The organism is Streptomyces sp. NBC_01233, assembly GCF_035989305.1.
GTDB lineage: Bacteria > Actinomycetota > Actinomycetes > Streptomycetales > Streptomycetaceae > Streptomyces.
The window spans coordinates 2944553-2970342 of sequence record NZ_CP108514.1 but is presented as its reverse complement, the minus strand read 5'-3'; the positions used below and the strand labels follow the sequence as shown (position 1 = coordinate 2970342).

Annotated in this window: 22 protein-coding genes and 1 riboswitch; of the genes, 8 read left to right on the top strand and 14 right to left on the bottom strand. The window is 73.1% G+C overall.

The window, feature by feature from the left end; translation table 11 throughout:
* Positions 1-107: 107 nt before the first annotated feature.
* Together OG332_RS13825 and OG332_RS13820 are read right to left on the bottom strand one after the other, a co-directional pair.
* Positions 108-1766 carry an alkaline phosphatase D family protein gene (locus tag OG332_RS13825; protein ID WP_327413756.1) on the bottom strand — a complete coding sequence of 553 codons (1659 nt, stop codon included), beginning with the start codon at positions 1764-1766 and terminating at the stop codon, positions 108-110.
* 95 nt (positions 1767-1861) lie between these two features.
* A complete protein-coding gene (locus OG332_RS13820; protein WP_327419218.1) occupies positions 1862-2506 on the bottom strand; it encodes an HNH endonuclease family protein in 645 nt (214 codons plus the stop codon).
* 611 nt (positions 2507-3117) lie between these two features.
* Between OG332_RS13820 and OG332_RS13815 the strand changes: the two genes are divergently transcribed.
* Both OG332_RS13815 and OG332_RS13810 read left to right on the top strand, forming a co-directional pair.
* Positions 3118-3699: a TMEM165/GDT1 family protein gene (locus tag OG332_RS13815; protein ID WP_030711384.1), complete on the top strand. Its 582-nt coding sequence runs from the start codon at positions 3118-3120 to the stop codon at positions 3697-3699.
* A 236-nt stretch (positions 3700-3935) separates the two neighbouring features.
* Entirely contained in the window at positions 3936-4475 is a 540-nt protein-coding gene (locus tag OG332_RS13810; protein WP_327419217.1) for a DinB family protein, read from the top strand.
* Positions 4476-4532: 57 nt separating this feature from the next.
* Here OG332_RS13810 and OG332_RS13805 read toward each other — a convergent pair whose 3' ends face one another.
* Entirely contained in the window at positions 4533-5216 is a 684-nt protein-coding gene (locus OG332_RS13805) for an HAD-IA family hydrolase (RefSeq protein WP_327413755.1), read from the bottom strand.
* Positions 5217-5349: 133 nt separating this feature from the next.
* Positions 5350-6228 (bottom strand): peptidoglycan-binding domain-containing protein, encoded by an 879-nt coding sequence (locus tag OG332_RS13800; RefSeq protein ID WP_327413754.1) that lies wholly within the window; start codon positions 6226-6228, stop codon positions 5350-5352.
* Between the two features lie 190 nt (positions 6229-6418).
* Between OG332_RS13800 and OG332_RS13795 the strand changes: the two genes are divergently transcribed.
* The gene (locus OG332_RS13795) at positions 6419-8488 is read left to right on the top strand and encodes an MDR family MFS transporter (RefSeq protein ID WP_327413753.1); all 2070 of its coding nucleotides are present in this window, start codon (positions 6419-6421) and stop codon (positions 8486-8488) included.
* Positions 8489-8538: 50 nt separating this feature from the next.
* On the opposite strand, the gene OG332_RS13790 is transcribed toward OG332_RS13795, so the two are convergent.
* Complete coding sequence (locus tag OG332_RS13790) at positions 8539-9099, bottom strand: GNAT family N-acetyltransferase (RefSeq protein ID WP_327413752.1); 561 nt, start codon at positions 9097-9099, stop codon at positions 8539-8541.
* A 108-nt stretch (positions 9100-9207) separates the two neighbouring features.
* Between OG332_RS13790 and OG332_RS13785 the strand changes: the two genes are divergently transcribed.
* On the top strand, positions 9208-9603 hold the full coding sequence (locus tag OG332_RS13785) for a nuclear transport factor 2 family protein (RefSeq protein ID WP_327413750.1): 396 nt from the start codon (positions 9208-9210) through the stop codon (positions 9601-9603).
* A 62-nt stretch (positions 9604-9665) separates the two neighbouring features.
* On the opposite strand, the gene OG332_RS13780 is transcribed toward OG332_RS13785, so the two are convergent.
* Positions 9666-10022 (bottom strand): antibiotic biosynthesis monooxygenase family protein, encoded by a 357-nt coding sequence (locus OG332_RS13780; protein WP_327413749.1) that lies wholly within the window; start codon positions 10020-10022, stop codon positions 9666-9668.
* Positions 10023-10129: 107 nt separating this feature from the next.
* Here OG332_RS13780 and OG332_RS13775 point away from each other — a divergent pair, with 107 nt between their 5' ends.
* On the top strand, positions 10130-12142 hold the full coding sequence (locus OG332_RS13775) for a bifunctional glycosyltransferase 87/phosphatase PAP2 family protein (protein ID WP_327413748.1): 2013 nt from the start codon (positions 10130-10132) through the stop codon (positions 12140-12142).
* 546 nt (positions 12143-12688) lie between these two features.
* On the opposite strand, the gene OG332_RS13770 is transcribed toward OG332_RS13775, so the two are convergent.
* The gene (locus OG332_RS13770; protein ID WP_327413747.1) at positions 12689-13933 is read right to left on the bottom strand and encodes a cytochrome P450; all 1245 of its coding nucleotides are present in this window, start codon (positions 13931-13933) and stop codon (positions 12689-12691) included.
* 242 nt (positions 13934-14175) lie between these two features.
* Between OG332_RS13770 and OG332_RS13765 the strand changes: the two genes are divergently transcribed.
* Entirely contained in the window at positions 14176-15345 is a 1170-nt protein-coding gene (locus OG332_RS13765; RefSeq protein ID WP_327413746.1) for a steroid 3-ketoacyl-CoA thiolase, read from the top strand.
* A 140-nt stretch (positions 15346-15485) separates the two neighbouring features.
* On the opposite strand, the gene OG332_RS13760 is transcribed toward OG332_RS13765, so the two are convergent.
* From OG332_RS13760 to OG332_RS13730, 7 genes are all read right to left on the bottom strand, one after another.
* A complete protein-coding gene (locus OG332_RS13760) occupies positions 15486-15929 on the bottom strand; it encodes a transglycosylase SLT domain-containing protein (RefSeq protein ID WP_327413745.1) in 444 nt (147 codons plus the stop codon).
* A 258-nt stretch (positions 15930-16187) separates the two neighbouring features.
* Positions 16188-17087, bottom strand: coding sequence for an ECF transporter S component (locus OG332_RS13755; protein WP_327413744.1), 900 nt, complete (start codon positions 17085-17087; stop codon positions 16188-16190).
* Positions 17084-18799: an ABC transporter ATP-binding protein gene (locus tag OG332_RS13750; protein ID WP_327413743.1), complete on the bottom strand. Its 1716-nt coding sequence runs from the start codon at positions 18797-18799 to the stop codon at positions 17084-17086. The genes OG332_RS13755 and OG332_RS13750 overlap by 4 nt, the downstream gene beginning before the upstream one ends.
* Positions 18796-20178, bottom strand: a complete 1383-nt coding sequence (locus OG332_RS13745) for an energy-coupling factor transporter transmembrane component T (RefSeq protein WP_442816348.1) — start codon at positions 20176-20178, stop codon at positions 18796-18798. Before OG332_RS13745 ends, OG332_RS13750 begins: the two co-directional genes overlap by 4 nt.
* A gap of 254 nt (positions 20179-20432) precedes the next feature.
* Entirely contained in the window at positions 20433-21098 is a 666-nt protein-coding gene (locus OG332_RS13740; RefSeq protein ID WP_327413742.1) for an SCO2322 family protein, read from the bottom strand.
* Positions 21098-22363, bottom strand: coding sequence for a prenyltransferase/squalene oxidase repeat-containing protein (locus tag OG332_RS13735; protein ID WP_327413741.1), 1266 nt, complete (start codon positions 22361-22363; stop codon positions 21098-21100). Before OG332_RS13735 ends, OG332_RS13740 begins: the two co-directional genes overlap by 1 nt.
* A gap of 138 nt (positions 22364-22501) precedes the next feature.
* Positions 22502-22570, bottom strand: a riboswitch (cobalamin riboswitch).
* Positions 22571-22718: 148 nt separating this feature from the next.
* A complete protein-coding gene (locus OG332_RS13730) occupies positions 22719-23768 on the bottom strand; it encodes an MBL fold metallo-hydrolase (RefSeq protein ID WP_327413740.1) in 1050 nt (349 codons plus the stop codon).
* A 192-nt stretch (positions 23769-23960) separates the two neighbouring features.
* Here OG332_RS13730 and OG332_RS13725 point away from each other — a divergent pair, with 192 nt between their 5' ends.
* Both OG332_RS13725 and OG332_RS13720 read left to right on the top strand, forming a co-directional pair.
* Positions 23961-25424: an aldehyde dehydrogenase gene (locus OG332_RS13725; protein ID WP_327413739.1), complete on the top strand. Its 1464-nt coding sequence runs from the start codon at positions 23961-23963 to the stop codon at positions 25422-25424.
* Positions 25424-25657 (top strand): ferredoxin, encoded by a 234-nt coding sequence (locus tag OG332_RS13720; protein WP_327413738.1) that lies wholly within the window; start codon positions 25424-25426, stop codon positions 25655-25657. The genes OG332_RS13725 and OG332_RS13720 overlap by 1 nt, the downstream gene beginning before the upstream one ends.
* Positions 25658-25790 lie beyond the last annotated feature (133 nt).

The window sequence follows — 25790 nt, the reverse complement described above, 5'->3', positions numbered from 1 at the left end:
GCGTCAACTCCACCAACCGAAACCGCCCGAACCCCATCGAACCCGCCGGATCCCCCTACTCCACCTGCTCCGTCGCCCGACCCGCCGAGTCCCTTACTCCGCCGGTCCTACTCCGTAGCCGTGAGGTCCCGGTCCAGCACCGTCACCAGCCGGGCCCCCTCGCGCTTCTTCCGCGCCTGGTCCAGCCGCAGCCGCGCCGACCGTCCCGACAGCGCCAGCGTCATCAGCTGGTTCCCGAACCACGGCCCACCCGTACGCCGCCAGTTCAGCGGCGGCCGCCCCGTCCGCGCGTGCAGCGAGAAGCCGCGCCCCAGCCACCGGCCCGTCCGCGACCAGCCCAGCCGGAATCCCCACTTCACCGCGGTGTGGATGGAATTGTGAACCGGCGAGCACGTCAGTTGGAACACCCGCGCCGTACTCGGTATTCGAGGCTCGGCGACATACGCGTGATGCACGTCCCCGGAGAGCACGCACACCGTCGCCGGTGCCCGCGGCCCCGTGCCCACCTCCTCGATCAGATCGGCCAGCGCTGCGAACGAGGCCGGGAACGCCGCCCAGTGCTCCAGATCGCTGCGCCGGCGCAGATCCTCCCCGATCCGCGCCCACCGCGGCCCCCGGTCCCCACGGCACAGCGCGGCATTCCACGTCTCGGCATCGTGGATCAGCGGCGGCATCAGCCAGGGCAGCGAGGACCCGATCAGCAGGTGGTCATAACCCCCGTGCCCGGCGAGGGCGTTCTCCCGGAGCCACTGCTGCTCCGCCGGATCGAGCATCGCCCGCCCGTCCTCGGCCAGCACCCGCGCGGCCCGGGTGTCCACCATCAGCAGGCGGGTCCGGCCGAAGTCGCGACGGTAGCTCCAGCGCACCGTGCCCGGATCGGCATCCGCCGCGGACGCGAAGGCCCGTAGCGCGTCCGTACCGTCGGGGGTGCCCCGGACCGCCCCGTACAGTTCGTCGGCGGCCAGCTCGGACGGCGAGAGATTGCCCAGGTGCTGGTACACCCAGTACGACATCAGCCCGCTGAGCACGCGCTCCCGCCACCACGGCGTCGCCCGCATCTCCGCCAGCCACGCCGCGCTCGTGTTCCAGTCGTCGATCACGTCGTGGTCGTCGAATATGTGCAGGCTCGGCACGGTCGACAGCAGCCAGCGGATCTCCGGATCGAGCCACGACTCGTAGTAGAGCCGCGTGTACTCCTCGTAGTCCGCGACCTGGGCGCCGGGCGCCTCCCGAAGATCCCGCCGGGCCGCGAGCCACTGCCGGGTCTCCTTGGACAGCGCGTCGGCGTACACCTGGTCACCGAGCAGCAGCAGGACGTCCGGGCGGACCGCTTCCGGATCGGCCGCCAGCCGCGCCGCGAGGGTGTCGAGCGCGTCCGCGCCGTGCGGCCCGTGCCGGCCGGCCGGCGGCGCGGCCTGCCGGCAGGAGCCGAAGGTGACGCGCAGCCCGGGCGCCGGCCGGCCGGGGCCCGCCACCGCCGGAGCGGTGATCGTGCTCGGCGGGAAGCCGCTGTCGGGCAGCGGCCACACCTGGCGGCCGTCGAGCAGCACCTCGTACGTCGTCGTCGCGCCCGGGGTCAGGCCGGTCACCGGCACGAGCGCGTAGTGGTGACCGGCTATCTGGAAGGTACGGACACTGCCGCCCGCCCCGTCGGCGCACCGCACCTCGGCCGTACACGGGCGGTCCGCCTCGACCCATATCGTGGCCGATCCGCCCGTGTCCCAGTCGACGTGGCGCAGCAGTGGCCCCAGACGCAGTCCGGCCATGCAACTCCCCCTCCTCCGTAGCCCCTTCGATCACGGTACGACGGGAGGGGGGAGCGACGCCTCCCCCTGGCGGGGGAAAGATCGGCCGGCTGGGGTCAGCAGCCGTTCAGGATGTTGACCAGGGCCGTCTTCTCGCCCGAGTCCATGCTCAGGCCCCAGTACTGCTTCACGTCGACCCACATCCGTGCGTACGTACAACGGTAGGCCGTCCGCGGGGGCAGCCACTTGCCGGGGTCGAGGTCGCCCTTGGCCTGGTTGACGTTGTCGGTGACCGCGATGAGCTGCGGGCGGGTGCGGTCGTTGGCGAACTGCTGGCGCTTGCTGGTGGTCCAGGAGTTGGCACCGGAACGCCAGGCCTCGGCGAGCGGGACGACGTGGTCGATGTCGAGGTCGGAGGCGGCGGTCCAGGTGGCTCCGTCGTACTCGGAGTACCAGCTTCCGCTCACCGCGGCGCAGGACGAGTCCTGGACGACGTTCACGCCGTCCCGCTTGAGGACGGTCTCGCGGGTGTTGCAGGTGCCCGAGACGGTGCTCCAGTGCGGGAAGAGGTCGCGGCTGTAGCCGCTGGTGGACCCTTCGGTCTTCGGCGTGACCGTGGCCAGGTATGCGCGGGCGGCCGAGGCGCTGATGGGGGTGGGCGGGGCGGCCTGGGCGGCCGGGGCGTTGAGGAGGGAGGTGAGCGCGGCAAGGGCGGCCGCTGACGCGAGCACGCCAACTCGACGCGCGTAGACGTTGGATATGAGTGCCATGAGGGGCTCCCTGGGTGCGGGGGGTGTGGCCGTGCGGCCCCGGCGGGGCGTGGCCATGTTGGCGGCGCCGGGTTTCGCGGGGATGGGCGCCAGGTGACAGCGTGGCGACATGAGCACGTCACATCAAGTCGAGCAAGGGGCCTGATTTAAATGGAAGTTGAGATTCCGCAGCCTTGGGCGGCGGGCGCCGCGGCCGGGAGGCCGGTGCGGGGGCGGCGCTGGAGGCGGTGCGGCGCGGGTCAGGGCGGGGTCAGGGTCGTGCCGGGGGCGGTGCGGCAGCGGAGCGGTGGGGGGCAGGGCGGGACCAAAGGCCCATTCCGGCCCGCCGCGGGCGTCGCGTAGTCTGTTCGGAGCAGAAGGGGAGTAGCTCTTCGCCGGACCGTCGACATACTGCTGGGTCACCCCAGCCGGCGCCCGGAGGCAGGCCGCGCACAGCGGTCGGTCAGCGAGACCTTCGGCCGCAGTGTTCTGTTTCACGCGTGGACGCGTTTCTTACGCGCACACGCATGCCAGGGCGCCGCCGAGCCGAAGCGACCCCTGAAACACCCCAGGTCTCTCGGTACCGATGGCGTCCTGCCCGACCGATTGAGGTTTCCACCCCCGTGTTCAGCTTCAGCATCACGGCGATCGCCTTCGGCGTCGTCTTCCTTGCCGAACTCCCCGACAAGACGGCCCTCGCCGGCCTGATGCTCGGCACGCGCTACCGCGCCTCCTACGTCTTCGCGGGCGTAGCCGCCGCCTTCGCCGTACACGTCGCCCTCGCGATCGCCGCCGGCAGCGTGCTCACCCTGCTCCCGCACCGCCTCGTCCAGGCCGTCGTCGGCATCCTCTTCCTCCTGGGCGCGGCCATGCTGCTCCTGAAGAAGGACGACGGGGAGGAGGAGGTCAAGCCGCCCGCCGACCAGTCCTTCTGGAAGGTCTCGGGGGCCGGCTTCATGCTGATCCTGGTCGCGGAGTTCGGTGACCTGACCCAGATCATGACCGCCAACCTCGCCGCCCGGTACGACGACCCCGTCTCCGTCGGCATCGGCGCGGTGCTGGCCCTGTGGGCGGTCGCGGGCATAGGCATCCTGGGCGGGCGCACCCTGATGAAGTACGTGCCGCTGCGACTGATCACCAAGATCGCGGCCGCGGTGATGGCGGCGCTGGCCGTGTTCTCGCTGTACGAGGCGATCGCGGGCTGACGGGCGGGCGAGGGCGTGCGGGCGAGCGAGGGCGCGAGGGCGGGCTGCGGAGCGGGTGAGGGGTGGCGGCGCGGGTCGAGCCGCAGGTGGCGGGGGATATTCCGTTGCGGGCCGTACGCGTACGGGTCACGCTCGGGCCCGTGACCGACACCGCCGCCCCCACGGGCCCCTCCGCCCAGCCCGCGCCCCAGTCCGTACCCGCGTCCTCCTCGGACCGGCAGTTCGGCTGGTCCAACATGTTCGTCCACCCCGACGAGGACACCCGGACCGACGGGGGGTTCCAGGGCGAACGCGCCGTACTCGCCGGCTACCTGCGCGACCAGCGGCTGACGCTGGAGCTCAAGTGCGCGGGGCTCGACGCGCAGGCCCTGGCGAAGCGCTCGGTGGAACCGTCCAACCTGTCCCTCCTGGGTCTCGTACGCCACCTCGCGGGGGTCGAGCAGCACTGGTTCCGGCAGGTCATGGCGGGCCAGGACGTACGCCGCCACTACCGCTCGGAGGAGGATCCCGCGGGTGAGTTCACCGGCGCGGTGGCCCACCCGGCCGTGGTCGCGGACGCGTGGGCGACCTGGCGAGCCGAGGTCGCCTTCGCGGAACAACTCGTCGCGCAGGCCCCCAGCCTGGACATCACGGGGGACGCCGGGGGCGCGGGGGGCACGGGCGACGAGCCGATGGAACTCCGCGAGGTCCTGGTCCACATGATCGAGGAATACGCCCGCCACAACGGCCACGCGGACTTCCTGCGGGAACGCATCGACGGGAGGGTGGGGCAGTAGGGGCGGGAGCTCCCGCCACCCCGAAACCCTGCCCGGCCGGCCCTCAGGCCCCGATCCTCAGGCCCCCGCTCCCACCGTGATCCGGATCGTGCCGTCCTGGGTGGTCGTCACGGCCAGGGTCGTCAGGTCCGGGACGTGGGTCGTCGGGGCGTGGGCGGCTGCGCGGGGGCCCACGCCGATCACGCGCATGCCCGCCGCGCGGCCGGCGGCTATGCCCGCGGCCGAGTCCTCGAAGACGATGCAGTCGGCCGGGGCCACGCCCAGTGCGGCGGCGCCCTTGAGGAAGCCCTCGGGGTCGGGCTTGCTGGCCCGGACGGACTCGGCCGTGACCCGTACCGCGGGCATCGGGAGGGCGGCGGCCGTCATCCGGGCCGTCGCGAGGGCGGCGTCCGCGGAGGTGACCAGGGCGTGCGGCAGGGCGGCGATCGCCGTCATGAACGCCGGGGCGCCCGCGACCGGGACCACTCCGTCGGTGTCGGCGGTCTCGCGGGCCAGCATCACCGCGTTCTCGGCGTGGTTGACGTCCATCGGGCGGTCCGGCAGGAGGACGGCCATGGTGGCGTAGCCCTGGCGGCCGTGCACCACCTTCAGGGCCTCCTGCGGGTCCAGGCCGTGGGACAGCGCCCAGTCGCGCCAGCAGCGCTCGACCACCGCGTCGGAGTTGACGATCGTGCCGTCCATGTCCAGGAGCAGGGCCTTGGCGGTGAGGACGACGGGGGCGGTGGTGGTGCTGGCCGGCATTGCGGGGCTCCAGACGGGCGGAAAAAGAGAACAAGTGGTTCCGTCCACCGGTCAGGGAATGAGGACGGAACCACTTTGTTCCCACACGATACAAAACGAAGGGCGGTCCGCGCCACCAGCCGAGGTGTGACCCCTATCCCTCCAGCGCCTTGCGGGTCACGGGGCCGTAGACGCCCCACTCCTGGTCGTCGATGCCGTGGTCGTACTGGAACTGCGACAGCGCGTCCTCCACCCGCCAGTCGAACTTCCCATGGATCTTGCCCCGGTACAGACCCTGCGCCGACAGCAGACGTTGCAGCTTCTCCACCTCCGGACCCGAGTCCCCATACCGCAGGATCGGGGCCTGCGAGGCAGGCGGGGCCGACGAGCGGCCCGCGCTGGGCGACGGGCTCGCGGACGGCGGCGTTGACGAGCGGGACGTGCTCGGTGAAGGGGACGGCGAGGCCGACTTCGAGGCGCTCGGCGACGGGGAGGCCGAGGCGGACGGGCTGGCCGAGGCCGGGGTCCGGGTCGGGGACGGCGCGGGCAGGGCGGCGCTCGCCGCCGGGGCCGGCGCCTTCGCGTCGACCAGGGCGGCATCGCTCCCCGAGGGGCTCGGCAGCACCCACACCGCCATGGCCGTCCCACTGAGGGCGACCACCGCCGCGGCCCCGATCAGCAGCGCCAGCGGCCGGCGTGAACCGGAGCCGGGTCGCTTCTCCGGGCCCCCGCCCCCGCCCCCACCCCCTCCGCCGCCTCCGTATGTGTGCTCCGGTTCCGGGATCGCCCGGAGCCGGGCCGTCTCGGCCGGGTGCGGGGCGTGCCCCGGCGGCCCGTCCTGCCACGGTCCCGCTGCCGGCGTCACGGGTATCCCGTACGCCGGGGTGTCGTCCTGTGCCGGCACCGGCACCGGCGCCGGGCGCGGGTCCGGGGTGACGATGCCCGATACCGGCGGCGGGGACACCTCGGTGTCCGGCTCGCCCGGGTCGGACAGCGTCACGTACGGACGGATGCGCAAGGGGTTGAAACCCACACCCGGCGCACACCTGCAGCCGGCGCCGACAGCGCCGCAATCTGGACAGTGCTCACCGCTCACTGGACTCCCTCCCTGGCCGTTGCCTGCGATTATGCAGACCCGCCGGGGCCCTCCCAACCGGCCCGGGAGGCCATAACCGGACACACCGCTCAGTATGGAGATGTTGATCCGGCCTGAGGAGGTATCGATGGCTCAGGATGTGACCGAGGATGCCGTGGACCCCGGTTCCGGCCCGCAGAAGTCCGGCCCCGCCACCGAACACACCTCCCGCGAGGTCCTCGTCTCCATCGGCGCACTGCTGCTGGGCCTGCTGATCGCCGCGCTCGACCAGACCATCGTCTCCACCGCCCTGCCGACCATCGTCAGCGAGCTCGGCGGCATGGCGCACCTGGCCTGGGTGGTCACCGCCTACATGCTCGCCTCCACCGCGGCCACCCCCCTCTGGGGCAAACTCGGCGACCAGTACGGACGCAAGAAGCTCTTCCAGTACGCCATCGTCATCTTCCTGATCGGGTCGGCACTGTGCGGGCTCGCACAGGACATGCCCCAGCTCATCGGCTTCCGCGCCCTCCAGGGCCTGGGCGGCGGCGGACTGATGGTGCTGTCGATGGCGATCGTCGGCGACATCGTCCCGCCCCGCGAACGCGGCAAGTACCAGGGCCTCTTCGGCGCTGTCTTCGGTGCGACCAGCGTGCTGGGCCCGCTGCTGGGCGGTCTCTTCGTCGACCACCTGTCCTGGCGCTGGGTCTTCTACATCAACCTCCCCATCGGTCTCGTCGCGCTCGTCGTCATCGCCGCCGCCCTGCACATCCCGGCACGCCCCTCCAAGCACACCATCGACTACCTCGGCACCTTCCTCATCGCCTGCGTCGCCACTTGCCTCGTCCTCATCGCCTCCCTCGGCGGCACCTGGGGCTGGGGCTCGGCCCGGATCATCGGCCTCGCCGTCCTCGGCGCCGCACTGCTCGCCGTCTTCCTCCTCGTGGAGCGCAAGGCCGCCGAACCCGTCCTGCCGCTGGGGCTGTTCCGCATCCGCACCTTCACCCTCTGCTCGGCGATCAGCTTCGTCGTCGGCTTCGCGATGTTCGGCGCGATGGTCTACCTGCCGACCTTCCTCCAGGTCGTCCAGGGCGTCTCACCGACCATGTCGGGCGTCCACATGCTGCCGATGGTGATCGGCATGCTGATCTCCTCCACCGCCTCCGGCCAGATCGTCAGCCGCACCGGCCGCTGGAAGGTCTTCCCGATCGCCGGCACCGCCGTCACCGCCATCGGCCTGCTCCTCCTGCACCAGCTGCACCGCACCAGCTCCACCTGGGAGATGAGCGTCTACTTCTTCGTCTTCGGCGCCGGTCTCGGCCTGGTCATGCAGGTGCTCGTCCTGGTCGTGCAGAACGCCGTCAGCTACGCCGACCTCGGCGTCGCCACCTCCGGTGCCACCTTCTTCCGCTCCATCGGCGCCTCCTTCGGCGTCGCGATCTTCGGCACGGTCTTCACCGACGGGCTCGCGGACAAGCTCGCCGCCTCCCTCGCGGGTGTGCAGCTGCCGGCCGGGGCCAGCGTCGCGCAGCTGGAGGCCGACCCGCGGGCCATAGCCGCGCTCCCGGCCGATCTCCGTCCCCGCGTGCTCGACGCCTACGCCACCGCCATCACGGACGTCTTCCTGTACGCCGTGCCGATCGTCCTGGTCGCCTTCGTGATCGCCTGCTTCCTGAAGGAGGACAAGCTCCGCACCTCCGTCACCGCACCCGATGTGACCGAGACCCTGGCCTCCAACCCGGTCCAGCGCTCCTCCCGCGACGAGGTCGCCCGCGCACTGTCGGTCCTCGGCACCCGCGAGGGCCGCCGCCACGTCTACGAGAAGATCACCGAGAAGGCGGGCTACGACCTGCTGCCCGCCGCCAGCTGGCTGCTGCTGCGGATCAACAAGTACGGCTCGACCCAGCCGGCCATCCTCGCCGAGCGCACCAACGTGCCGCTGAAGGTCGTCACGGACGCCGCCCGCCAGGTCGAGGAGCGCGGGCTCGCCACCCGGGACGGGCTGGCGCTGGTCCTGACCGACCGGGGACGCGAGACGGCCGCGAGGCTCGCAGAAGCCCGGCAGGAGTCCCTTGCCGAACTGCTCGGCGACTGGTGGGGCCCGGACCGCCCGACCGACCTGGTCAAGCTGGTCCAGGAGATCAACACGGAGCTGTGCGGATCCGACGCGGAGGAGCCCTACGACGCGGCGCCGCGACGGGACCACGCCGCGCACTAGCCCGGTGCCCGGTGCCCGGTGCCCGGCGCCGGGTGGTGGCCCGGGCGGGGTCAGACCAGGCGCTTCTCGAACCAGTGCTGTGCGTAGGGGCCCGAGCTGTACGCGGGTATCTCCGCGTACCCGTGGCGCGCGTACAACGCGCGGGCTTCGACGAGATCCGTCCGGGTGTCCAGCCGGACCCGCTCGGCGCCCAGCGCACGGCCGTGCGCTTCCAGGGCCTCGAGCAGCGCCGCCCCGCCGCCGGTACCGCGGGCGCGCCGGTCGACGTACACCTTGGTGAGCTCGGCGGTGACGGGGTCGAGCAGTCGCAGGCCGCCGCACGCCAGCGGCTCGCCGCCGCGCCGCCCCACGACGAACCGGCCCGTCGGCGGGACCAGATCGCCGTCCGGGAAGTCCAGCAGTCCCTGGTCGATCTCAGCCTCCGTGACCTGCCGTTTCCAGTACCGGCCGGCGACCTCGGCGTAGTAGGCGCGGCGCAGGAGGGTGGCGTCACGGGAGGTGACCGGTTCGGGGGCCACCGTCCACGACGCGGTGGCCGTGTGGTGGTCGTCGAAGGGGTTGTTGAGGTGGTCGCCGAGCTGACTGCCGAGCTGGTCGCTGTAAGTGTTCATGGCGTCATTGTGGGGTTGGCGGCGGATCTGCCGCGTGGAATATCCACAACACCGGGCCGATGATAGGAAAAAGGACAAATCCCGCGTACCTGGAGGGTGTGAAACGCCATGTCAGAGCATCCCGACTGTGCCCTGGTCCGCCGCGGCTACGAGGCCTTCGGCAAGGGCGACCTGGAAACGATGAGCACGCTGCTGACGGCCGATGTCATCCACCACGTGCCCGGCAACAACCCCATGTCCGGGCACCACAAGGGGCGGGAGAACGTCCTCGACTTCTACCGCCGGCTCGGCGAGGAGACGAAGGGCACGTTCCAGGTCCACCTGGAGTCGGTTCTGGCGGACGGGCGGGGGCACGTGATGAGTTTCCACACGGCGCGCGGTGACCGCGGCGACCGCGGCATCGAGATCCGCGAAGGACTCTTCTTCACGATCGTCGGCCACAAGATCACCGACATCGACCAGTGCACCGCGGACATCGACGAGGAAGACGCCTTCTGGAGCTGACGCACCCGGCGAGCCCCCGACCGAAGCGGGGCGCGGGGTCCGGGCCCCGCGCCCTCACCGGGTCAGGCCTTCTTCGGCGCGGCCTGCTGCACGACCTCGAACGACCACACCGTCGACGCCGAAGCCGCCGGCTTCGGCCGCTCGCCGCCGCCCTCGCCGCCCTCGCCGCCCGCACCAGCCGCGCCGCCGCCCTGGTGAGCGGCCTTCATGGGCCCCTCCATCCACGCCTGGAAGTCCTCCTCCGAACGCCAGCGCGTGTAGACGAGGTACTGGTCGGTGCCCTCTACCGGACGCAGCAGCTCGAACCATTCGAACCCGTCCGAACCCTCCACCGTTCCGGCCCGAGAGGCGAAGCGCCGCTCCAGAACTTCCCGCTGTTCGGCGGGGACCGTCAGTGCGTTGATCTTCACGATGCTCATGGGAGCCATCCTAGGTATCCCGCGGGAGATATCGTCGTGCGGGTAATGGAGCGCGGCAGCCAGGCGAAGTCAGGGTTGCGGTCAACAGGGCGGGAGGCCGGCGAGGCGTGGCTAACGCGGCAGAGCACAGCGGTGCGAACGGACATGCCGGGGTCATAGGCGATAACGGCAGGCTCGGGGCGGCACGCCTCCTGCTGTGGGCGCTCGCGGGCGCCCTCGCCGTCAGACAGGCGGCCGCGGTACTGCGGGTGCCACCCGGCGAGTGGCTGAGCGGCCTGCACCTTCCCGCCGCCCTCCCCGGCTCGCTCTACGACTCCGGCCAGTTCGCCGGCACCCCCTTCGCCGGGCTGGTCCTGAAGCCGCTCGTCGGCCTCGCCGCCCCGTCCCTGGAGGTGGCCTGGACCTGCGTGACGCTGCTGTTCGTCGCCGCCATCGGGCTGGTCGCCGCGCGCGGCCTGCCCGATCCCGTGCCGCGACGCACCGCACTGCTCGCCGCGCCCGTGCTGACGGCCCTGCTGATGGTCTCGCTGCCCGTCCGCGAGGCCGCCTCACCGGGCCAGACCGCCGTCCTGCCCGTGCTGCTGGTGCTGCTGGCCGTCTTCCGCGTGCCCGGCGACCGGCCCGCGGGCTTCCTCGTCGGCCTCGCGGCCGCGCTCCAGCCTGCCCTGCTGCTGTTCGCCCCGCTGCTGTGGCTGACCGGGCGCCGCCCGGCCGCACGCACCGCCGCCGTGACCTTCGCCGGAGCCACCGCGCTGTCCTGGGCCGCCATGCCGCGCGACTCGTGGACGTACTGGGCCGAGCACCTGGCCGGCACCGGCCTCGGCGGGGCCCCCGACAGCCGCTCCAACCAGTCCCTGCACGGCGCGCTGCTGCGCCTGGGCCTGAGCGGCCCCGCCGAGATCCTGCTCTACGCCGCCCTCGCCGGCGCCGTCGTCTGGTTCGGCCTGCGCCGCGCGGTCCGCTACGCCCGCGACGGCCAGGTGCTGCTCGCCGTCGCCGTCACCGGCTGCGTGGCCGTCGCCGTGGCCCCGACCGGCTGGCGCCACCAGCTGCTGTGGGTGCTGCTCGCCGTCGCCGGCAAGGTGGGCAAGCAGGCCGCCGACCGGCGCGTGTGGCCGGTGGCCGTGGTCCTCGCCCTGACCCTGCCGAGCTCCGTGCTGCTGCCGAATCTGGCCGCGCTGGCCCCCGTACGCGACAACGTGCTGCTGCTCGCCGCGCTGGCGGCGGCCTGCGCGGTGCCGTTCCTGCCGCGCTCGTCGCCGTACTGGCGCGAGCCCGTACCGACCGCCTACGGGCGGCCCGCCGCCGCCCGCTGGCAGCGCGTGCCGCTGCTGCCGTTCTGGCGGCGCGTGCTGTCCCGCCCGAACCTGCTGCTGGAACTCCTGCTGATAAGGGTCGGATACTCGCTCTACTCGCACATCCGGGCCGCCGCGCCCACCAGCCGCACCCTCGCCGAGGGCAACGGCAGCCAGATCCACGGCATCGAGAAGGCCCTGGGCATCGACATCGAGCACGCCGTGAACCACGCGGTCGTGAACACGCCCTGGCTGGAGGCGTTCTTCAACTTCTACTACACCTCCTTCCACTTCGTGGTCCCGCTGACGATCCTGGGGGTGCTGTACTGGCGGCGCCCCGGCGACTACCGCTGGGCCCGCGCCTCCCTGGGCCTGGCCACGGTCCTCGCGCTCGTCGGCTTCTGGCTGTACCCGCTCGCTCCGCCGCGCCTGATGCCCGGCCTCGACTTCATCGACACGGTGCACGGACCGCAGGACCTGGCCAACCCCTCGTACGGGGCCATGACCGCGATCTCCAACCAGTACGCGGCGATGCCCTCGCTGCACTTCGGCTGGTCGCTGTGGTGCGGGATCGTGATCGTCGTGCTGGCGCCGAAGGGGTGGCAGAAGCTGCTCGGGGCGCTGCACCCGCTGATCACGGTGTGCGCGATCGTCGCCACCGCCAACCACTGGGTGCTGGACGCGGTGGGCGGCGCGGTCGTCGTGGCCGCCGGCTTCGGGCTCGTGTACGTGCTGTCCGGGCCGCGGAGGCTGCAGGTGAGCCTGCCTGGGCAGCGCCGGAGCGACGAGGAGCAGCCGGTGGGGGCTGCGGCGCGGACTGCGTAGGCGGACGTCGTGCGCCGGACTCGGCGGCGCGTCGTTCTCGCCCGTGGCGTCCGGCCCGGGCCTGTTGCGGGCCGAAGGGGCGCCGGGGCGCACGTGCCCCGGCGCCCCTTCGGCTGGATCGCCGCTGTCTGTCAGGATCGCCCGGTTCGGGCGGGGCCGCCACTCGAACGGGCGTGGGCCCGGCGCCTCAAACGCCGGCGCGGCTCAAGATCGGGGCTCCGCCGGCGACCCCTGCCGGCGGGGCTCGGTGGGTGACGGTGGGCTGGAGCGTGCGGCGCCGTTGCGGGGGCGCTGCCCCCGAGCCCCCGCGCCTCAAACGCCGGCGGGCCTGGAGTGGATCGGCGGCGCCGGATCGTGCCTACCAGGCTGGATTGGGTGCCACGGGGCCGGAGGGTGCGGCCTTCAAGATCGGGGCTCCGCCCCGGACCCCGCGCCTCGAACGACGGCGGGGCTGGAGTGGGCCGGCGGGGCTGAAAGCGAGAGGTGGCCAGGGGCGGCAGGGGCCGGGGCGTGGGTGGAGGGGGCCCCTGCCGTCCTGGGGCCGGGTCAGCCGTGGGTGACCCGGAGTTCCTTGATGCCGTTGAGCCAGGCCGCGCGCAGGCGGCGCGGGTCCTCGCCCGTCAGGCGGAGGTCCGGCAGGGCGTCGGCCAGCGCGTTGAAGATCAGGTCGATCTCCATCACCGCGAGGGACTTGCCGAGGCAGAAGTGCGGGCCGCCGCCGCCGAAGCCCAGGTGGGGGTTCGGGTCGCGGGTGATGTCGAAGGCGTCCGGGTTCTCGAAGACCTCGGGGTCGTGGTTGGCGGAGGAGTAGAACATCCCCACCCGGTCGCCCGCCTTGATCTTCTGGCCGCCGAGTTCGGTGTCCTGCGTGGCGGTGCGCTGGAAGGACACCACCGGGGTGGCCCAGCGCACGATCTCCTCCGCGGCGGTGGACGGCCGGGTCGCCTTGTAGAGCTCCCACTGGTCGGGGTGGGTCAGGAAGGCGTGCATGCCGTGGCTGATGGCGTTGCGCGTGGTCTCGTTGCCCGCGACCGCCAGCAGGAGGACGAAGAAGCCGAACTCGTCCGAGCCGAGGTTGCCCTGGCCCTCCGCCGCGACGAGCTGGGTGACGATGTCCTTGGCCGGGCACTCCTTGCGCTGGGCGGAGAGGTTCATCGCGTAGCCGATGAGCTCCATGGCCGCGTTCGCGCCGACCTCCTCGGTGATCGCGTACTCCGGGTCGTCGTAGGCGATCATCTTGTTCGACCAGTCGAAGATCTTGGCGCGGTCCTTCTGCGGTACGCCGATCAGTTCGGCGATGGCCTGCAGCGGGAGCTCGCACGCCACCTGCGTGACGAAGTCGAAGCTGCCGTCGGCGGAAACGGCCAGGGCCTCCTCGACGATCTTCCCGGCGCGGTCCCGCAGTGCGTCCTCCAGCCCGCGAATGGCCCGCGGGGTGAAGCCGCGCTGCACGATCTGGCGCACGCGGGTGTGTTCCGGCGGATCCATGTTCAGCATGATCAGTCGCTGGGCATCTATCGCATCACGCTGGATGTGCTCGTTGAAGCGGATGATCGCCGTGTTGGTGGTGGAGGAGAAGAGCTCCGGGTGCGTGGAGACGTACTTGACGTCCGCGTGCCGGGTCACGACCCAGTAGCCCTCGTCGTCGAAGCCGGTGACGCCCCGCCGCTGCGGGCACCACCACACGGGTGAGGTCTGCCGCAGCTGCGCGAACTCCGGGAGGGGGACCCGGCTTTGGAGCAGGTCGGGGTCGGTGGCGTCGAAGCCTTCGGGCAGCGCGGGACAGGGCATCGGGGCAACTCCAAAGTCTGACGGCCCATCAGAAGTTGGCTTGAAGGTAGTAACGAGTTCTAGAAGTGACAAGGGTCGCGGCGGCAACTGTTGCGTGTGGAATCCGTGCAGGGCGCGTGCAAGACCCTTGCGTGGCGGGGCCCCAGGTCATAAGACTGCGGGGAGAACTAGAACGCGTACTAGTTCGGGCGGGGCGCCGGGACGGCCCGCCGCGCTGGCGCTGTGCAGGAGAGGACGAGCTCATGGCCGCGGAACCCGTCATCGTCGAAGCCGTACGCACCCCCATCGGCAAGCGCGGGGGCGCGCTCGCCAACCTCCATCCCGCCTACCTGCTGGGCGAGACCTACCGCGAGCTGCTGGCCCGTACCGGAATCCAGCCCGACTGCGTCGAGCAGATCGTCGGCGGCACCGTCACCCACGCCGGCGAGCAGTCGATGAACCCCGCCCGCAACGCCTGGCTCGCCATGGGCCTGCCGTACGAGACCGCCGCGACGACGGTGGACTGCCAGTGCGGCAGCTCGCAGCAGGCCAACCACATGGTCGCCAACATGATCTCCGGCGGTGTCATGGACATCGGCATCGCCTGCGGCGTCGAGGCCATGAGCCGGGTGCCGCTGGGCTCCGGCTCCAAGCACGGCCCGGGCAAGCCCTTCCCGGACGAGTGGAACGTCGACCTCCCGAACCAGTTCGAGGCCGCCGAGCGGATCGCCCGCCACCGGGGCCTCGGCCGCGAGGACGTCGACCGGCTCGGCGTGCTCTCCCAGGAGCGGGCCGGGGTCGCCTGGGCCGAGGAGCGGTTCAAGCGCGAGACCTTCGCCGTGCAGGTGCCGACGACCGAGGAGGAGCAGGCCGCCGGGCAGGGCATGTGGCGCCTGGTCGACCGGGACGAGGGCCTGCGGGACACCAGCATGGAGGCGCTGGCCCGGCTCAAGCCGGTCATGCCCACCGCCGTGCACACCGCCGGGAACTCCTCGCAGATATCCGACGGGGCCGCCGCCGTGATGTGGGCCTCCCGCAAGATGGCCCGCGCGCTCAAGCTCAGGCCGCGCGCCCGGATCGTCGCCCAGACCCTCGTCGGCGCCGACCCCCACTACCACCTGGACGGGCCGATCGACGCGACCCGGGCCGTGCTCGGCAAGGCCGGGATGTCCCTCAAGGACATCGACCTCGTCGAGATCAACGAGGCCTTCGCCTCCGTCGTCCTCAGCTGGGCCCAGGTCTTCGACCAGGACCTGGAGAAGGTCAACGTCAACGGCGGGGCCATCGCCCTCGGCCACCCCGTCGGCGCCACCGGAGCCCGGCTGATCACCACGGCACTGCACGAGCTGGAGCGCCGCGACAAGGAGTTCGCGCTGATCACCATGTGCGCGGGCGGCGCGCAGGCGACCGGCACGATCATCCAGCGCCTGTGAGCCTTCCGCGCAGGCGCCTCTGAACCCCGTGGGATGGGATGCAGAAGGCCCCGGCGGCCGGACCTGGGGAGGCCGGCCACCGGGGCCTTCGTATGTCTGCGACTGCCGGTGCTGCTGCGTCTGCTGTGTGCCGGTCGGTCTTAGTACCAGTGGTTGGCGGACCAGAAGTTCCAGGCGCCGACGGGGCTGCCGTAGCGCTCGTTCATGTAGTCCAGGCCCCACTTGATCTGGGTGGCCGGGTTGGTCTTCCAGTCCGCGCCCGCGGAGGCCATCTTCGACGCCGGCAGGGCCTGGGCCAGGCCGTAGGCGCCGGAGGAGGCGTTGGTCGCGGTGTAGTCCCAGCCACTCTCACGCGAAATGATCTTGTCGAAGGCGGCGAACTGGGCCGGGTCCTTGATCATCTGCTGCGCGATCGCCTTGGCGCTCGTCGGGGCAGCCTGCGCGGGAACCGCGGCAAGCATGGAACCGGCGACGCCCAGGGCGAGGACGGAACCCGCGAGGGCCTTCTTCGAAGCGGCGATGCGGCGGATGACGGTGTTGGACACGGATTGACCTTCCGAAGGGGACAGAGACGGTCGCCGCATGCCGAAGACATGCGTGAACCACTCACGCAGTGGAGAGGGGAACCGCAGGCGGCGGGTGAAACACCCGTGCCGCCCGGCGACTCATCCAGTTCTACCGACGGCCCGGCGGCCTGGCAAAGGCCCCGCTTACTAGCCGGCCTCGCAGCCGGGACGGAACGGCCGCTGCGCTGCGTTGCCATGGGCCCTGTACGGCCGACTATCCCGGTTCGTATGTGACCTGGGTCCTGTGGGGCGCCTCACCGCCGAGGGCCCCGAATGTCACGCTCCGCCACCGTCCGTACTCCTTTCGAGGGCAGGCCCGGGGCCCGTGACGGCCCCCGAATCGAAGGAGACGGGTGCGTCGAACGCGGCTTTGCGCGTCGCCCGCCGCAGCGCCTTCAGCAGGGTGGCCCCCAGCGTGAGCGTCAGCACGACGGTCAGCGCCGCCCGGCCCAGGTCCCAGCCCACCGAGGTCGCCAGGCAGTACGCGACGAAGCGCGCCAGATTCGCGGCGACCGGCTCCCCCGGATGGAAGGAGATGCCCTGCCCCATGCCCTGCAGGATCACCCACCCCTGCAGATTCATGACCGTGCCGTACGCGAACGAGCCCAGGAAGCCGTAGGCCGCCAGCATCAACAGCTCCGCCCGGCCGCGTAGCCGCTCCGGACCCGGCAGCAGCCCGGCCCCCAGCGAGAACCAGCCCATGGCCAGCATCTGGAACGGCATCCACGGCCCGACCCCGCCCGTCAGCAGGGCGGAGGCGAACATCGTCACCGAGCCCAGGACGAAACCGAACCCGGGACCGAGGACGCGGCCGCTGAGCACCATCAGGAAGAACATGGGCTCCAGCCCGGCCGTGCCCGCGCCCAGCGGTCTCAGCGCCGCCCCGACCGCGGCGAGCACTCCGAGCATCGCCACCGCCTTGGCGTCCATGCCGTTGTCGGCGATCGTCGCCACGACCACGGCCACGAGGAGGGGCAGGAGCGCGGCGAAGAGCCAGGGGGCGTCCTGGGAGTGGGCGAGCCCCGACTGCCGGTCGGCGAGGAGCGGCCAGCCGAAGGCCGCGATGCCGATGAGGGTGACGAGGACCAGGGCGGCAGCGGCCCGGGGGCCGATGCGGACGGGGCGGACGGGGCGGGCGGGGCGGGTGGGACGGGTGGAACGGGCTGGGCTGGTCACCGGGCCTCCGCCGCATCGAGGGCCGCGGCGACCTGGGCCACCGTGAGCCAGTGACCCGGGGCCAGGATCTTCGCCACCTGCGGCGCGAAGGCGGGCGAGGAGACGACGACCTCGGCGGTCGGGCCGTCCGCGACGACCTCCCCGCCGGCCAGGATCACCACGCGGTGGGCCAGCTCGGCGGCGAGCTCCACGTCGTGGGTGGCGAGGACGATGGCGTGGCCGTCGGCGGCCAGGCCGCGGAGGATCTCGATCAGGCGGACCTTGGCGGCGTAGTCCAGGCCGCGGGTGGGCTCGTCGAGCAGCAGCAGGGCCGGGCGGCCGGTGAGGACCAGCGCCAGGGCCAGGGCCAGGCGCTGGCCCTCGGAGAGATCCCGCGGGTGGATGTCGTCGGGGACGTCCGGAAGCAGCGCCGACACGAGATCCCGGCACGTGCCGGGGGCCGCGCCGGCGTCGGAGTCGGCGGTGGCGCACTCGGCGGCGACGGTGTCGGCGTAGAGGAGGTCGCGCGGCTCCTGCGGGACGAGGCCGACGCGGCGCACCATCTCGGGCGGCGGCGTGCGGTGGGGGGTGCGGCCGCCGACGGTCACCTCGCCGGTGGTGGGGGCGAGCGTGCCGACGAGGGTGGCGAGGAGGGTGGACTTGCCGGCGCCGTTGCGGCCCATGAGGGCGACGGTCTCGCCCGCCGCCACCGTGAGGTCGATGCCGCGGAGCACGTCCGTGCGGTTGCGGCGGACGCCTAGGCCGCGGGTGTGGGCCGGGGCCCCTGCCGGGGCGGGGACGGGGCTCGGGCCCGGCGTGCCCCGGCGCAGCAGGCGCGCGACGAGCCGGGCCGCGCCGCCGCCGGGGCCGGTGGGCTCGGGCGGATGGTGTGCGGGGTTGGCGGCGGCCCCGGCGGGAGCCGACAGGCGGGCCCGGAGCGGAGCGGCGCGGCGGCGGGCGTCGCGGACCGAGAGGGGGAGCGGGGACCAGCCCGCGAGGCGGCCCAGGGAGACCACCGGGGGGTGGACCGGGGAGACGGCCATGATCTCCGCCGGGGGCCCCAGGACGGGCGCTGCCCCGGGGGACGGCAGGAGCAGCACCTGGTCGGCGTACTGGACCACCCGCTCCAGCCGGTGCTCCGCCATCAGGACGGTGGTGCCGAGGTCGTGGACGAGGCGCTGGAGGACCGCCAGGACCTCCTCCGCCGCCGCGGGGTCCAGCGCGGACGTCGGCTCGTCCAGTACCAGGACCTGAGGGTGCGGGGTCAGGACCGAGCCGATCGCGACCCGCTGCTGCTGGCCGCCGGAGAGCGTGGCGATGGGCCGGTCGCGGAGTTCGTTCAGGCCGAGGAGGTCCAGGGTCTCCTCCACGCGGCGGCGCATCACCGCAGGTGGCAAGCCCAGGGACTCCATCCCGTACGCGAGCTCGTCCTCGACCACGTCCGTCACGAAGTGCGCGAGCGGATCCTGGCCGACCGTGCCCACCACGTCCGCGAGCTCGCGCGGCTTGTGCGTGCGCGTGTCACGGCCCGCGACGGTGACCCTGCCCCGGAGCGTGCCCCCGGTGAAATGGGGGACCAGGCCCGAGACGGCCCCGAGCAGGGTGGACTTGCCGACTCCCGACGGGCCGACCAGGAGGGTCAGCTCGCCTTCCGGGATCACCAGGTCGACGCCCTGGAGGGAAGGCCCGGCCGCGCCCTCGTAGGTGACCGACACCTGCTCGAAGCGGATCACAGCGACGCCTCCTTGGGCGGTACGGGTGCCACGAACGCGGGCAGCAGGCCGATCAGGATCGCCGCCGCCGGCCACAGCGGCAGCGTGGGCGCCACCAGCGGGACCACGCCGGGGTGCAGCGCGGCGGGGTCGACGGTGCCCGCGCGGATGAGGAGCGCGGCGACGGCCGCGCCCGACCCGGCCACCAGCCAGGCGCGCGGCCCCCAGCGGTCGGGCCGGTAGCGGGTCCGCACCGACCGGCGCCCGCCGAGGCGCAGGCCCGCGAGGGCCAGGACGGCGCCGATGCCGAGCACGGGGAGTCCGTACGCGGCGCCCTGCGCGGCCAGCAGCCCGTACGTGCCCGCGCACATGCCGAGGAGCCCGCCGAGGGTGAGGACGTTGGTGGTGTGCCGGACGGCCGGCGGGACCTTCGCCGTGCGGCCGTAGCCGCGCGCGTCCATCGACGCGGCGATGGCGACGGAACGCTCCAGGGCGCCCTCCAGGACCGGCAGGCCGATCTGGAGGATGGCCTTCACCCCGCCGGTGGGGCGGCCGCGCAGCCGGCGGGCGGTCCGCAGCCGGACCACGTCGGCGACCATGTTCGGCGCGAAGGTCATGGCGACGACGGCGGCGACCCCGGCCTCGTACAGGGCGGCCGGCAGGGACTTCAGCAGCCGCGCCGGGTTCGCGAGGGCGTTCGCGGCGCCCACGCAGACGAGGAGGGCGGCCAGCTTCGCGCCGTCATAGAAGGCGAAGGCCAGCTGTTCGGCGGTGACCTTCCCGCCGAACCGGATGCCCTGCGCCCAGGCGGGCAGCGGGATCTCCGGGAGCGTGAAGAGGGTGTGCGCGCCGGGGACGGGGGAGCCGAGGAGCACGGAGAAGAGCAGGCGCAGGCCGATGACGACGAGGCCGAGCTTGAGGAAGGCCCCGTAGGAACGCGCCCAGGGCGCGTCCGTGCGGCGGGCCGCCACCACGTACCCGGCGACGCCGACGGTCAGTCCGAGGAGCAGCGGGTTGGTGGTGCGGGAGGCGGCGGTGGCGAGCCCGAGGGCCCAGAGCCACCAGGCCCCGGCGTGCAGGGCGGTGGCCCGGCCGGCGAGCGGTGCCTGCCATTTCCTGTACGTCGACCGGTGCGGCGGGTCCTGCGCCGCGGGGAGGCTCCGGCGGGCCGGGGACGCGTCGTCGGGTGCGGCTCCGGTGGGGGTGCGCCCGGCCTCCGGCCGGCCCGCGTACCCACCCGCACCATCCGTGCGGCTCGCACTCCGGCCGCGGGTGGCCCCGGCGGCTGCCTGAGCACCGTCGGCGGCTGCCGCACCACCGCCCGGTGTCGGGCCGGAGCCCGGATGCGGGACAGGGAGCCGCCGGGCGGCCGTGGCCGACCGCCCGCCGCGGCCCGGCAAGGCTCCGCCGCGCCCGGCCGGCGCCGCCCCAGCCGCCTCGGCTGCGCCCGGTCGGCCCGGCTGGGCCGCGTCAGTCCCGGTGGTGCCCGCCTCGCCCGCCTCGCCTGCGGCGACTGCGCCTGGCGTGCGTGCCTGGGAGTTCTGGGCCGTGCCCGCCTCGCCCGTCACCGTCGCGCCTGCCTCGCCCGTGCCCGGCTTGGCCGTGCCTGCCTCGCCCGTGCCCGGCTTGGCTGCGCCCGGCGGAGTCGGGGCCGTCATCGGGTGCGGCGGCGGGACTGCCAGATGCCGGCTGCGGCCAGGGCGGCCACGGCTGCGAGGCCCGCCAGGAGGCCCGCCGACGGGCCGCCGTCATCCGGGGCCGGGGCGGCGGGCGCCGCCGACGTGCTCGGCGCCGGGGTGTCCGCCATGGGTTCGCCGCAGCCCTGCTTCGGGTAGCCCGAGATCGCGCACAGCAGCGCCGCGCTGTTGTAGCGCAGCGGCTTCGCGACCGAAGCCAGCGCCTCGGCCGCCGTGGCGTCCGGGGGCACCTGCGCGCAGGCCGTGCGCGGCGCGTCCTGCGGCGGGGCCTCGCCCGCCGGGGCGTCCGCCGGGACGCCGAAGTCGATGACGAGCGCGACCCGCTTGCGGCCCTCCGCCGGTGCGGTGGACCCGCAGACGGCCTCGAAGCCGGCCGCGGCGCGCGGCCGGGCCGCCTCGGCCGCCGCGTCCTTGCTCACCGAGAAGCGGAAACCCTGGACGGAGCCGTCCGCCGGGCGGGCCATCGAGGGGCCCTGCGTGGCGTACGACCACTGGCCGCCGCCCGAGCCGTCCCAGAACGACCAGTAGCGGTAGCCCGCCGCCATCGCAGGAGCGGCGGCCAGTACGGCCAGGACGATCCCGAGGGCGAGAACCAGGGCCACGGCGGGCCGGCGGCGGCGCATCAGAGCTGGTTCTTCTTCCGGCGGCCGCTCAGCAGGATGCCGATGCCGACGCAGGCCGCGCCGCCCGCGCCGATGATCCACCAGAGGTTCTGGCCGCCGGACGACTCGTCCTTCCCGCTCTCCACGGCCGTCGCGTCCGCGTCCGCGCCCTGCGGGGCCGGGCCGGTCGCGTTCAGTGCGGCGACGAGGTCGGTGCCGCCGAAGGACTTCGGGTCGGTGCCCGTGGCGTGTGCGGCGAGGACCAGGGTGCCGAGGGCGGCCGGGTTGCCCTTCGCCCACTGCGCGGAGTTGGCCTTCAGCCACTCCAGCGCGCCCGCCGCCGACTGCTTGTGCCCGGCCGCGGCCAGGGCGATCACCGCGTCGACGGTGTTGCCGGTGTCCGGGGTCGGCTGGTCGGCGCCCGGGGTCACGGCCGTCAGGTGGCCGTCCTTCTTGAGGGCCTCGGCCAGGTAGCCCGCCGCGCCCTGGGCCGCTGCCGCCGGGTCCGCGGTGCCCGCCGCCGGGCAGGTCAGCGCCGTGGCGGGGGTGTCCGTACCGGACGGGACGACGGCCGAGCCCTTACCGAGACCGGCCAGCGCGGCCGCGGCCGTGGCGTCGCCGTTCGCGAGCAGCTTGCCGTCGACCGGCTGGAACGCGAAGGCGCCCCGGTCGGTGGCCGGCTCGGCGGCGCAGCCCAGCTGGAAGGAGAGCAGCGCCTCGTAGGGGGTCTTGCCCGCCTTCGACTTGGTCTCGGCCGGCTTCTCGCCGGCCGCGGTCAGGGCGCTGATCACGATGGCGGTCGAGTTGGCGTCGGTGCCGTTGTCCATGGCGCCGCCGGGGTTGGAGTTCCAGCCGCCGTCCTCGTTCTGCACGGACTTGAGCCAGGCGAGCGCCTTCTTGACGCTCTCACCGTGGCCGCCGAGCGCGGTCAGCGCCTGTACGGCGGCGGCGGTCGCGTTGGAGTCGATATACGCCGTCGCGTCGCAGTCCTTGGTGGTGTCCGCGCGGAAGGCGGGGAAGGAGCCGTTCGCGCACTGCTGGCCGACCAGCCAGTCCACGGCCTGCGCGGCGGGCTTGACGCCCACGGTGTCCTGGGCGAGCAGCGCGAAGGACTGCCGCCACACGCCGTCGTACGCGGGGTCGTCCTTGCCGTAGAGGCCGGAGGGGATGACCGGGGGTGCTGAGGGGGAGGCGGGCGGCGCGGTGTCGGCGAGGGCTGCGGGGGCGACACCCACGCAGAGCACGGCGGAGGCGGCGAGCGCGGCTGCGCTGCGGCGGACGTTCATGGGGGAGGGTGCCTCTCCTGCTGGGGAACCGGAGGCGGGCACGCACTGGCACCGGGCTCCGGCTCCGTTTACCTCGACGGTGCCGACCGCCGGAGGATCCGGCGGCGCGAGCCGCGCACTTCCGGTACGGGGCATTCCGGCTCCCCGCCCGGTCGGTGCCGGAGCGGGTCACGGTTGCGGGTCAGCGCCGGATTCGCACCGGCTTCCCCCCGGACGGAAGTGTGGACGACGGCTTCACTCTACCGGCCCGTAGCCTGCGGACTCCGGGGCGCCGGGGGTCCGAGCCCCTTACAGGTCGGGTCCGAGCGCCGTGCCGGGCCGGGCCCGGGCCCCGTACGGCGCCGCGTCGCGGCCCTTACGCGGCCCGGTACGTCACCGGGTCGGTGCCCGGGACGGCCTCCGCGCGGCCCTGCTTGACCAGGCGCCGCAGGTGGGCTTCCGCTTCCGAGACGGCGATGGTGCGGGAGCCGAACGGGATCTGCTCCCAGGGCCGGTTCCACTCCATGCGCTCCGCCAGCCCCCACGGGGTCAGCGGTTCGGCCAGCAGGGCCCACAGCCCGGACAGCCGTTCCTCGTGGTGGTCCAGTAGTTCCCGTACGCGGGCGGGTGCGTCGGTGAAGGCGTGCTGGTGGGCGGGGAGCACCTCGGCGGGCGCCAGCCGGCCGATGCGTTCGAGGGAGTCGAGGTAGTCGCCGAGGGGGTCGGTGACGCGGGTGTCCTCCGGGGCCTCGTACAGGCCGATGTGCGGGGAGATCCCGGGCAGCAGGTGGTCCCCGGAGAAGAGGCGGCCGTTGCCGGGCAGGTTCGCGGGATGGGCCTCCTCCAGGTGCAGGCAGACGTGGCCGGGCGTGTGCCCGGGGGTCCAGATCGCGCGCAGCCGGCGGCCGGCGAGGGGGAGGAGTTCGGCGGGGACGATCTCCCGGTCGGGCACGGCGGCGCGCAGCCCGGGCAGGGTCCGCATGCGGCCGCTCGTGCGGGCGGCGCGCAGGGGGGCGATGTGTTCCTCGGGGGCTCCTGCGGCGGCGAGTTTCGCGCTCATGTAGTCGAACCAGACGCCGGGCTCGGAGGCGCGGGTGCGGACGACGACCTCGGTGTCGGCGGCGTGCATGGCGATCCAGGCGCCGGACGCCTCGCGGACCTGGCCGGAGAGCCCGTGGTGGTCGGGGTGGTGGTGGGTGATGACCACGCCGTGGACGTCGGCGACGGCGATGCCGAGCGCGGCGAGGCCGGCGACGAGGGTGTCCCAGGACTCGGGGTCGTCCCAGCCGGTGTCGACGAGGACCGGGCCGCGGTCGGTGTCGAGGACGTGGACGAGGGTGTGCCCGAGGGGGTTGTCGGGGATGGGCACCTTGATTCCCCACACGCCTCCGCCGTGATCGGTGACCTGTGACGTGTCCTCCGGCATGAGCCCTCCGCCCGTTGCCGCCCTCTGACGAGAACGTGTTTCAGTAGTAGCCCAAGTCGACCACCTCCGGGCTTTTCTGACTAGTCGTTGGATCTTCTCCGCTGTTCCGTCCTGGCCGTGGACTCCTCGAACTAGAACTGGTATCAGTTCTGGAACGCCAAGCCGCAGGGCAAGCCGCAGGAGGCCTCAGCCATGACCGAGCTCGTGGAACACGGACAACTGTTCATCGGCGGGGAGTGGACTGATCCGCTGGGCACCGACACGATCCGGATCGTCTCCCCCCACACCGAGCAGGTCATCGGCTCCGTCCCGCACGCCTCGAAGAGGGACGTGGACCGCGCCGTCGCCGCCGCGCGCAAGGCGTTCGACGAGGGGCCCTGGCCGCGGATGACGCTCGACGAGCGCATCGCCGTCGTCACCCGGATCAAGGACGCCATCGCCGTCCGGCACGAGGAGATAGCCCGCTCGATCAGCTCCCAGAACGGGTCCCCGTACTCCTGGAGCGTCCTCGCCCAGGCGCTGGGCCCGATGATGGTCTACGACGCCGCGATCACCGTCGCGCGCGCCTACCCGTACGAGGAGCACCGCCGGGGCGTGCTCGGCCCGATCCTGGTGCGCCGGGAGCCGGTGGGCGTGGTCGCCGCCGTCATCCCCTGGAACGTCCCGCAGTTCGTGGCGGCGGCCAAGCTGGCCCCCGCCCTGCTGACCGGCTCCACGGTGATCCTCAAGCCGTCCCCCGAAGCGCCGCTGGACTCCTACATCCTGGCCGACATCGCGCGGGAGGCCGGACTCCCCGAGGGCGTGCTGTCGATCCTGCCCGCCGACCGCGAGGTCAGCGAGTACCTGGTCGGCCACCCCGGCATCGACAAGGTCGCCTTCACCGGCTCGGTCGCCGCGGGCAAGCGCGTGATGGAGGTCGCCGCGCGCAACCTCACCCGCGTCACCCTCGAACTCGGCGGCAAGTCCGCCGCCGTGATCCTCCCCGACGCGGACCTCGACACGGCCATCGCCGGGATCGTGCCCGCGGCCTGGATGAACAACGGCCAGGCGTGCGTGGCCCAGACCCGGATCCTCGCCCCGCGCAGCCGGTACGAGGAGGTGGCCGAGGCCCTCGCGGCGGCGGCCGGCGCGCTGGTCGTGGGCGACCCGCTCGACCCGGCGACGCAGCTCGGCCCGCTCGTGGCCCAGCGGCAGCAGCAGCGCTCCCTGGACTACATCCGGATCGGCCAGGAGGAGGGCGCGAAGGTCCTGTCGGGCGGCGGCCGTCCGGCGGGCCTGGACCGCGGCTGGTACGTGGAGCCCACCCTCTTCGGCGACGTGGACAACTCCATGAGGATCGCGCGCGAGGAGATCTTCGGCCCGGTCGTCTGCCTGATCCCGTACGGGGACGAGGCGGAGGCGGTACGGGTGGCCAACGACTCGGACTTCGGCCTGAGCGGCAGTGTCTGGACCGGCGACGTCGAGCACGGCATCGACTTCGGGCGGCGGATCCGCACCGGAACCTTCAACGTGAACACCTTCAGCCTGGACATGCTCGGCCCGTTCGGCGGCTACAAGAACAGCGGCGTGGGCCGGGAGTTCGGCCCGGAGGGGCTGAGCGAGTACCTGGAGCACAAGATGATCCACCTCCCGGCAGGCTACGAGGCGGGTGCCTGATGGGTGACCGCTGGCAGGTCGAGGTGGACCGGGCGGTCTGCATCGGCTCGGGCATGTGCGTGAACCACGCCCCGGACGGCTTCGTCCTGGACTCGGCGCGACAGTCCCACCCCCGCACCGCGCAGTCGGACGCGAACGAACCGATCCTCACGGCGGCGGAGGGCTGCCCGGTGGAGGCCATCCTGATCACCCTGGCCGGCTCGGGCGAACCCGTCTTCCCGCCGGAGGAGTAGGGGCGTCGTGGGGTCGAAGTGGCGCTTCCGGCGCCGCTTCGACCCCACGGGACTCCGGGGCTGGAACCGCTGGTTCCGGCCCCGATCGACATGCCCGGGAACCGTCGTTGACCGGAAACGAGCGCCAGTGGCG

Excerpts from the sequence above, each read along its gene's own strand:
- OG332_RS13825 (WP_327413756.1), bottom strand. The coding sequence starts at position 1,766 with ATGGCCGGACTGCGTCTGGGGCCACTGCTGCGCCACGTCGACTGGGAC.
- OG332_RS13810 (WP_327419217.1), top strand. The coding sequence starts at position 3,936 with ATGTTCGTCCACCCCGACGAGGACACCCGGACCGACGGGGGGTTCCAG.
- OG332_RS13805 (WP_327413755.1), bottom strand. The coding sequence starts at position 5,216 with ATGCCGGCCAGCACCACCACCGCCCCCGTCGTCCTCACCGCCAAGGCC.
- OG332_RS13795 (WP_327413753.1), top strand. The coding sequence starts at position 6,419 with ATGGCTCAGGATGTGACCGAGGATGCCGTGGACCCCGGTTCCGGCCCG.
- OG332_RS13790 (WP_327413752.1), bottom strand. The coding sequence starts at position 9,099 with ATGAACACTTACAGCGACCAGCTCGGCAGTCAGCTCGGCGACCACCTC.
- OG332_RS13785 (WP_327413750.1), top strand. The coding sequence starts at position 9,208 with ATGTCAGAGCATCCCGACTGTGCCCTGGTCCGCCGCGGCTACGAGGCC.
- OG332_RS13780 (WP_327413749.1), bottom strand. The coding sequence starts at position 10,022 with ATGAGCATCGTGAAGATCAACGCACTGACGGTCCCCGCCGAACAGCGG.
- OG332_RS13770 (WP_327413747.1), bottom strand. The coding sequence starts at position 13,933 with ATGCCCTGTCCCGCGCTGCCCGAAGGCTTCGACGCCACCGACCCCGAC.
- OG332_RS13765 (WP_327413746.1), top strand. The coding sequence starts at position 14,176 with ATGGCCGCGGAACCCGTCATCGTCGAAGCCGTACGCACCCCCATCGGC.
- OG332_RS13760 (WP_327413745.1), bottom strand. The coding sequence starts at position 15,929 with ATGCGGCGACCGTCTCTGTCCCCTTCGGAAGGTCAATCCGTGTCCAAC.
- OG332_RS13740 (WP_327413742.1), bottom strand. The coding sequence starts at position 21,098 with ATGCGCCGCCGCCGGCCCGCCGTGGCCCTGGTTCTCGCCCTCGGGATC.
- OG332_RS13735 (WP_327413741.1), bottom strand. The coding sequence starts at position 22,363 with ATGAACGTCCGCCGCAGCGCAGCCGCGCTCGCCGCCTCCGCCGTGCTC.
- OG332_RS13730 (WP_327413740.1), bottom strand. The coding sequence starts at position 23,768 with ATGCCGGAGGACACGTCACAGGTCACCGATCACGGCGGAGGCGTGTGG.
- OG332_RS13725 (WP_327413739.1), top strand. The coding sequence starts at position 23,961 with ATGACCGAGCTCGTGGAACACGGACAACTGTTCATCGGCGGGGAGTGG.
- OG332_RS13720 (WP_327413738.1), top strand. The coding sequence starts at position 25,424 with ATGGGTGACCGCTGGCAGGTCGAGGTGGACCGGGCGGTCTGCATCGGC.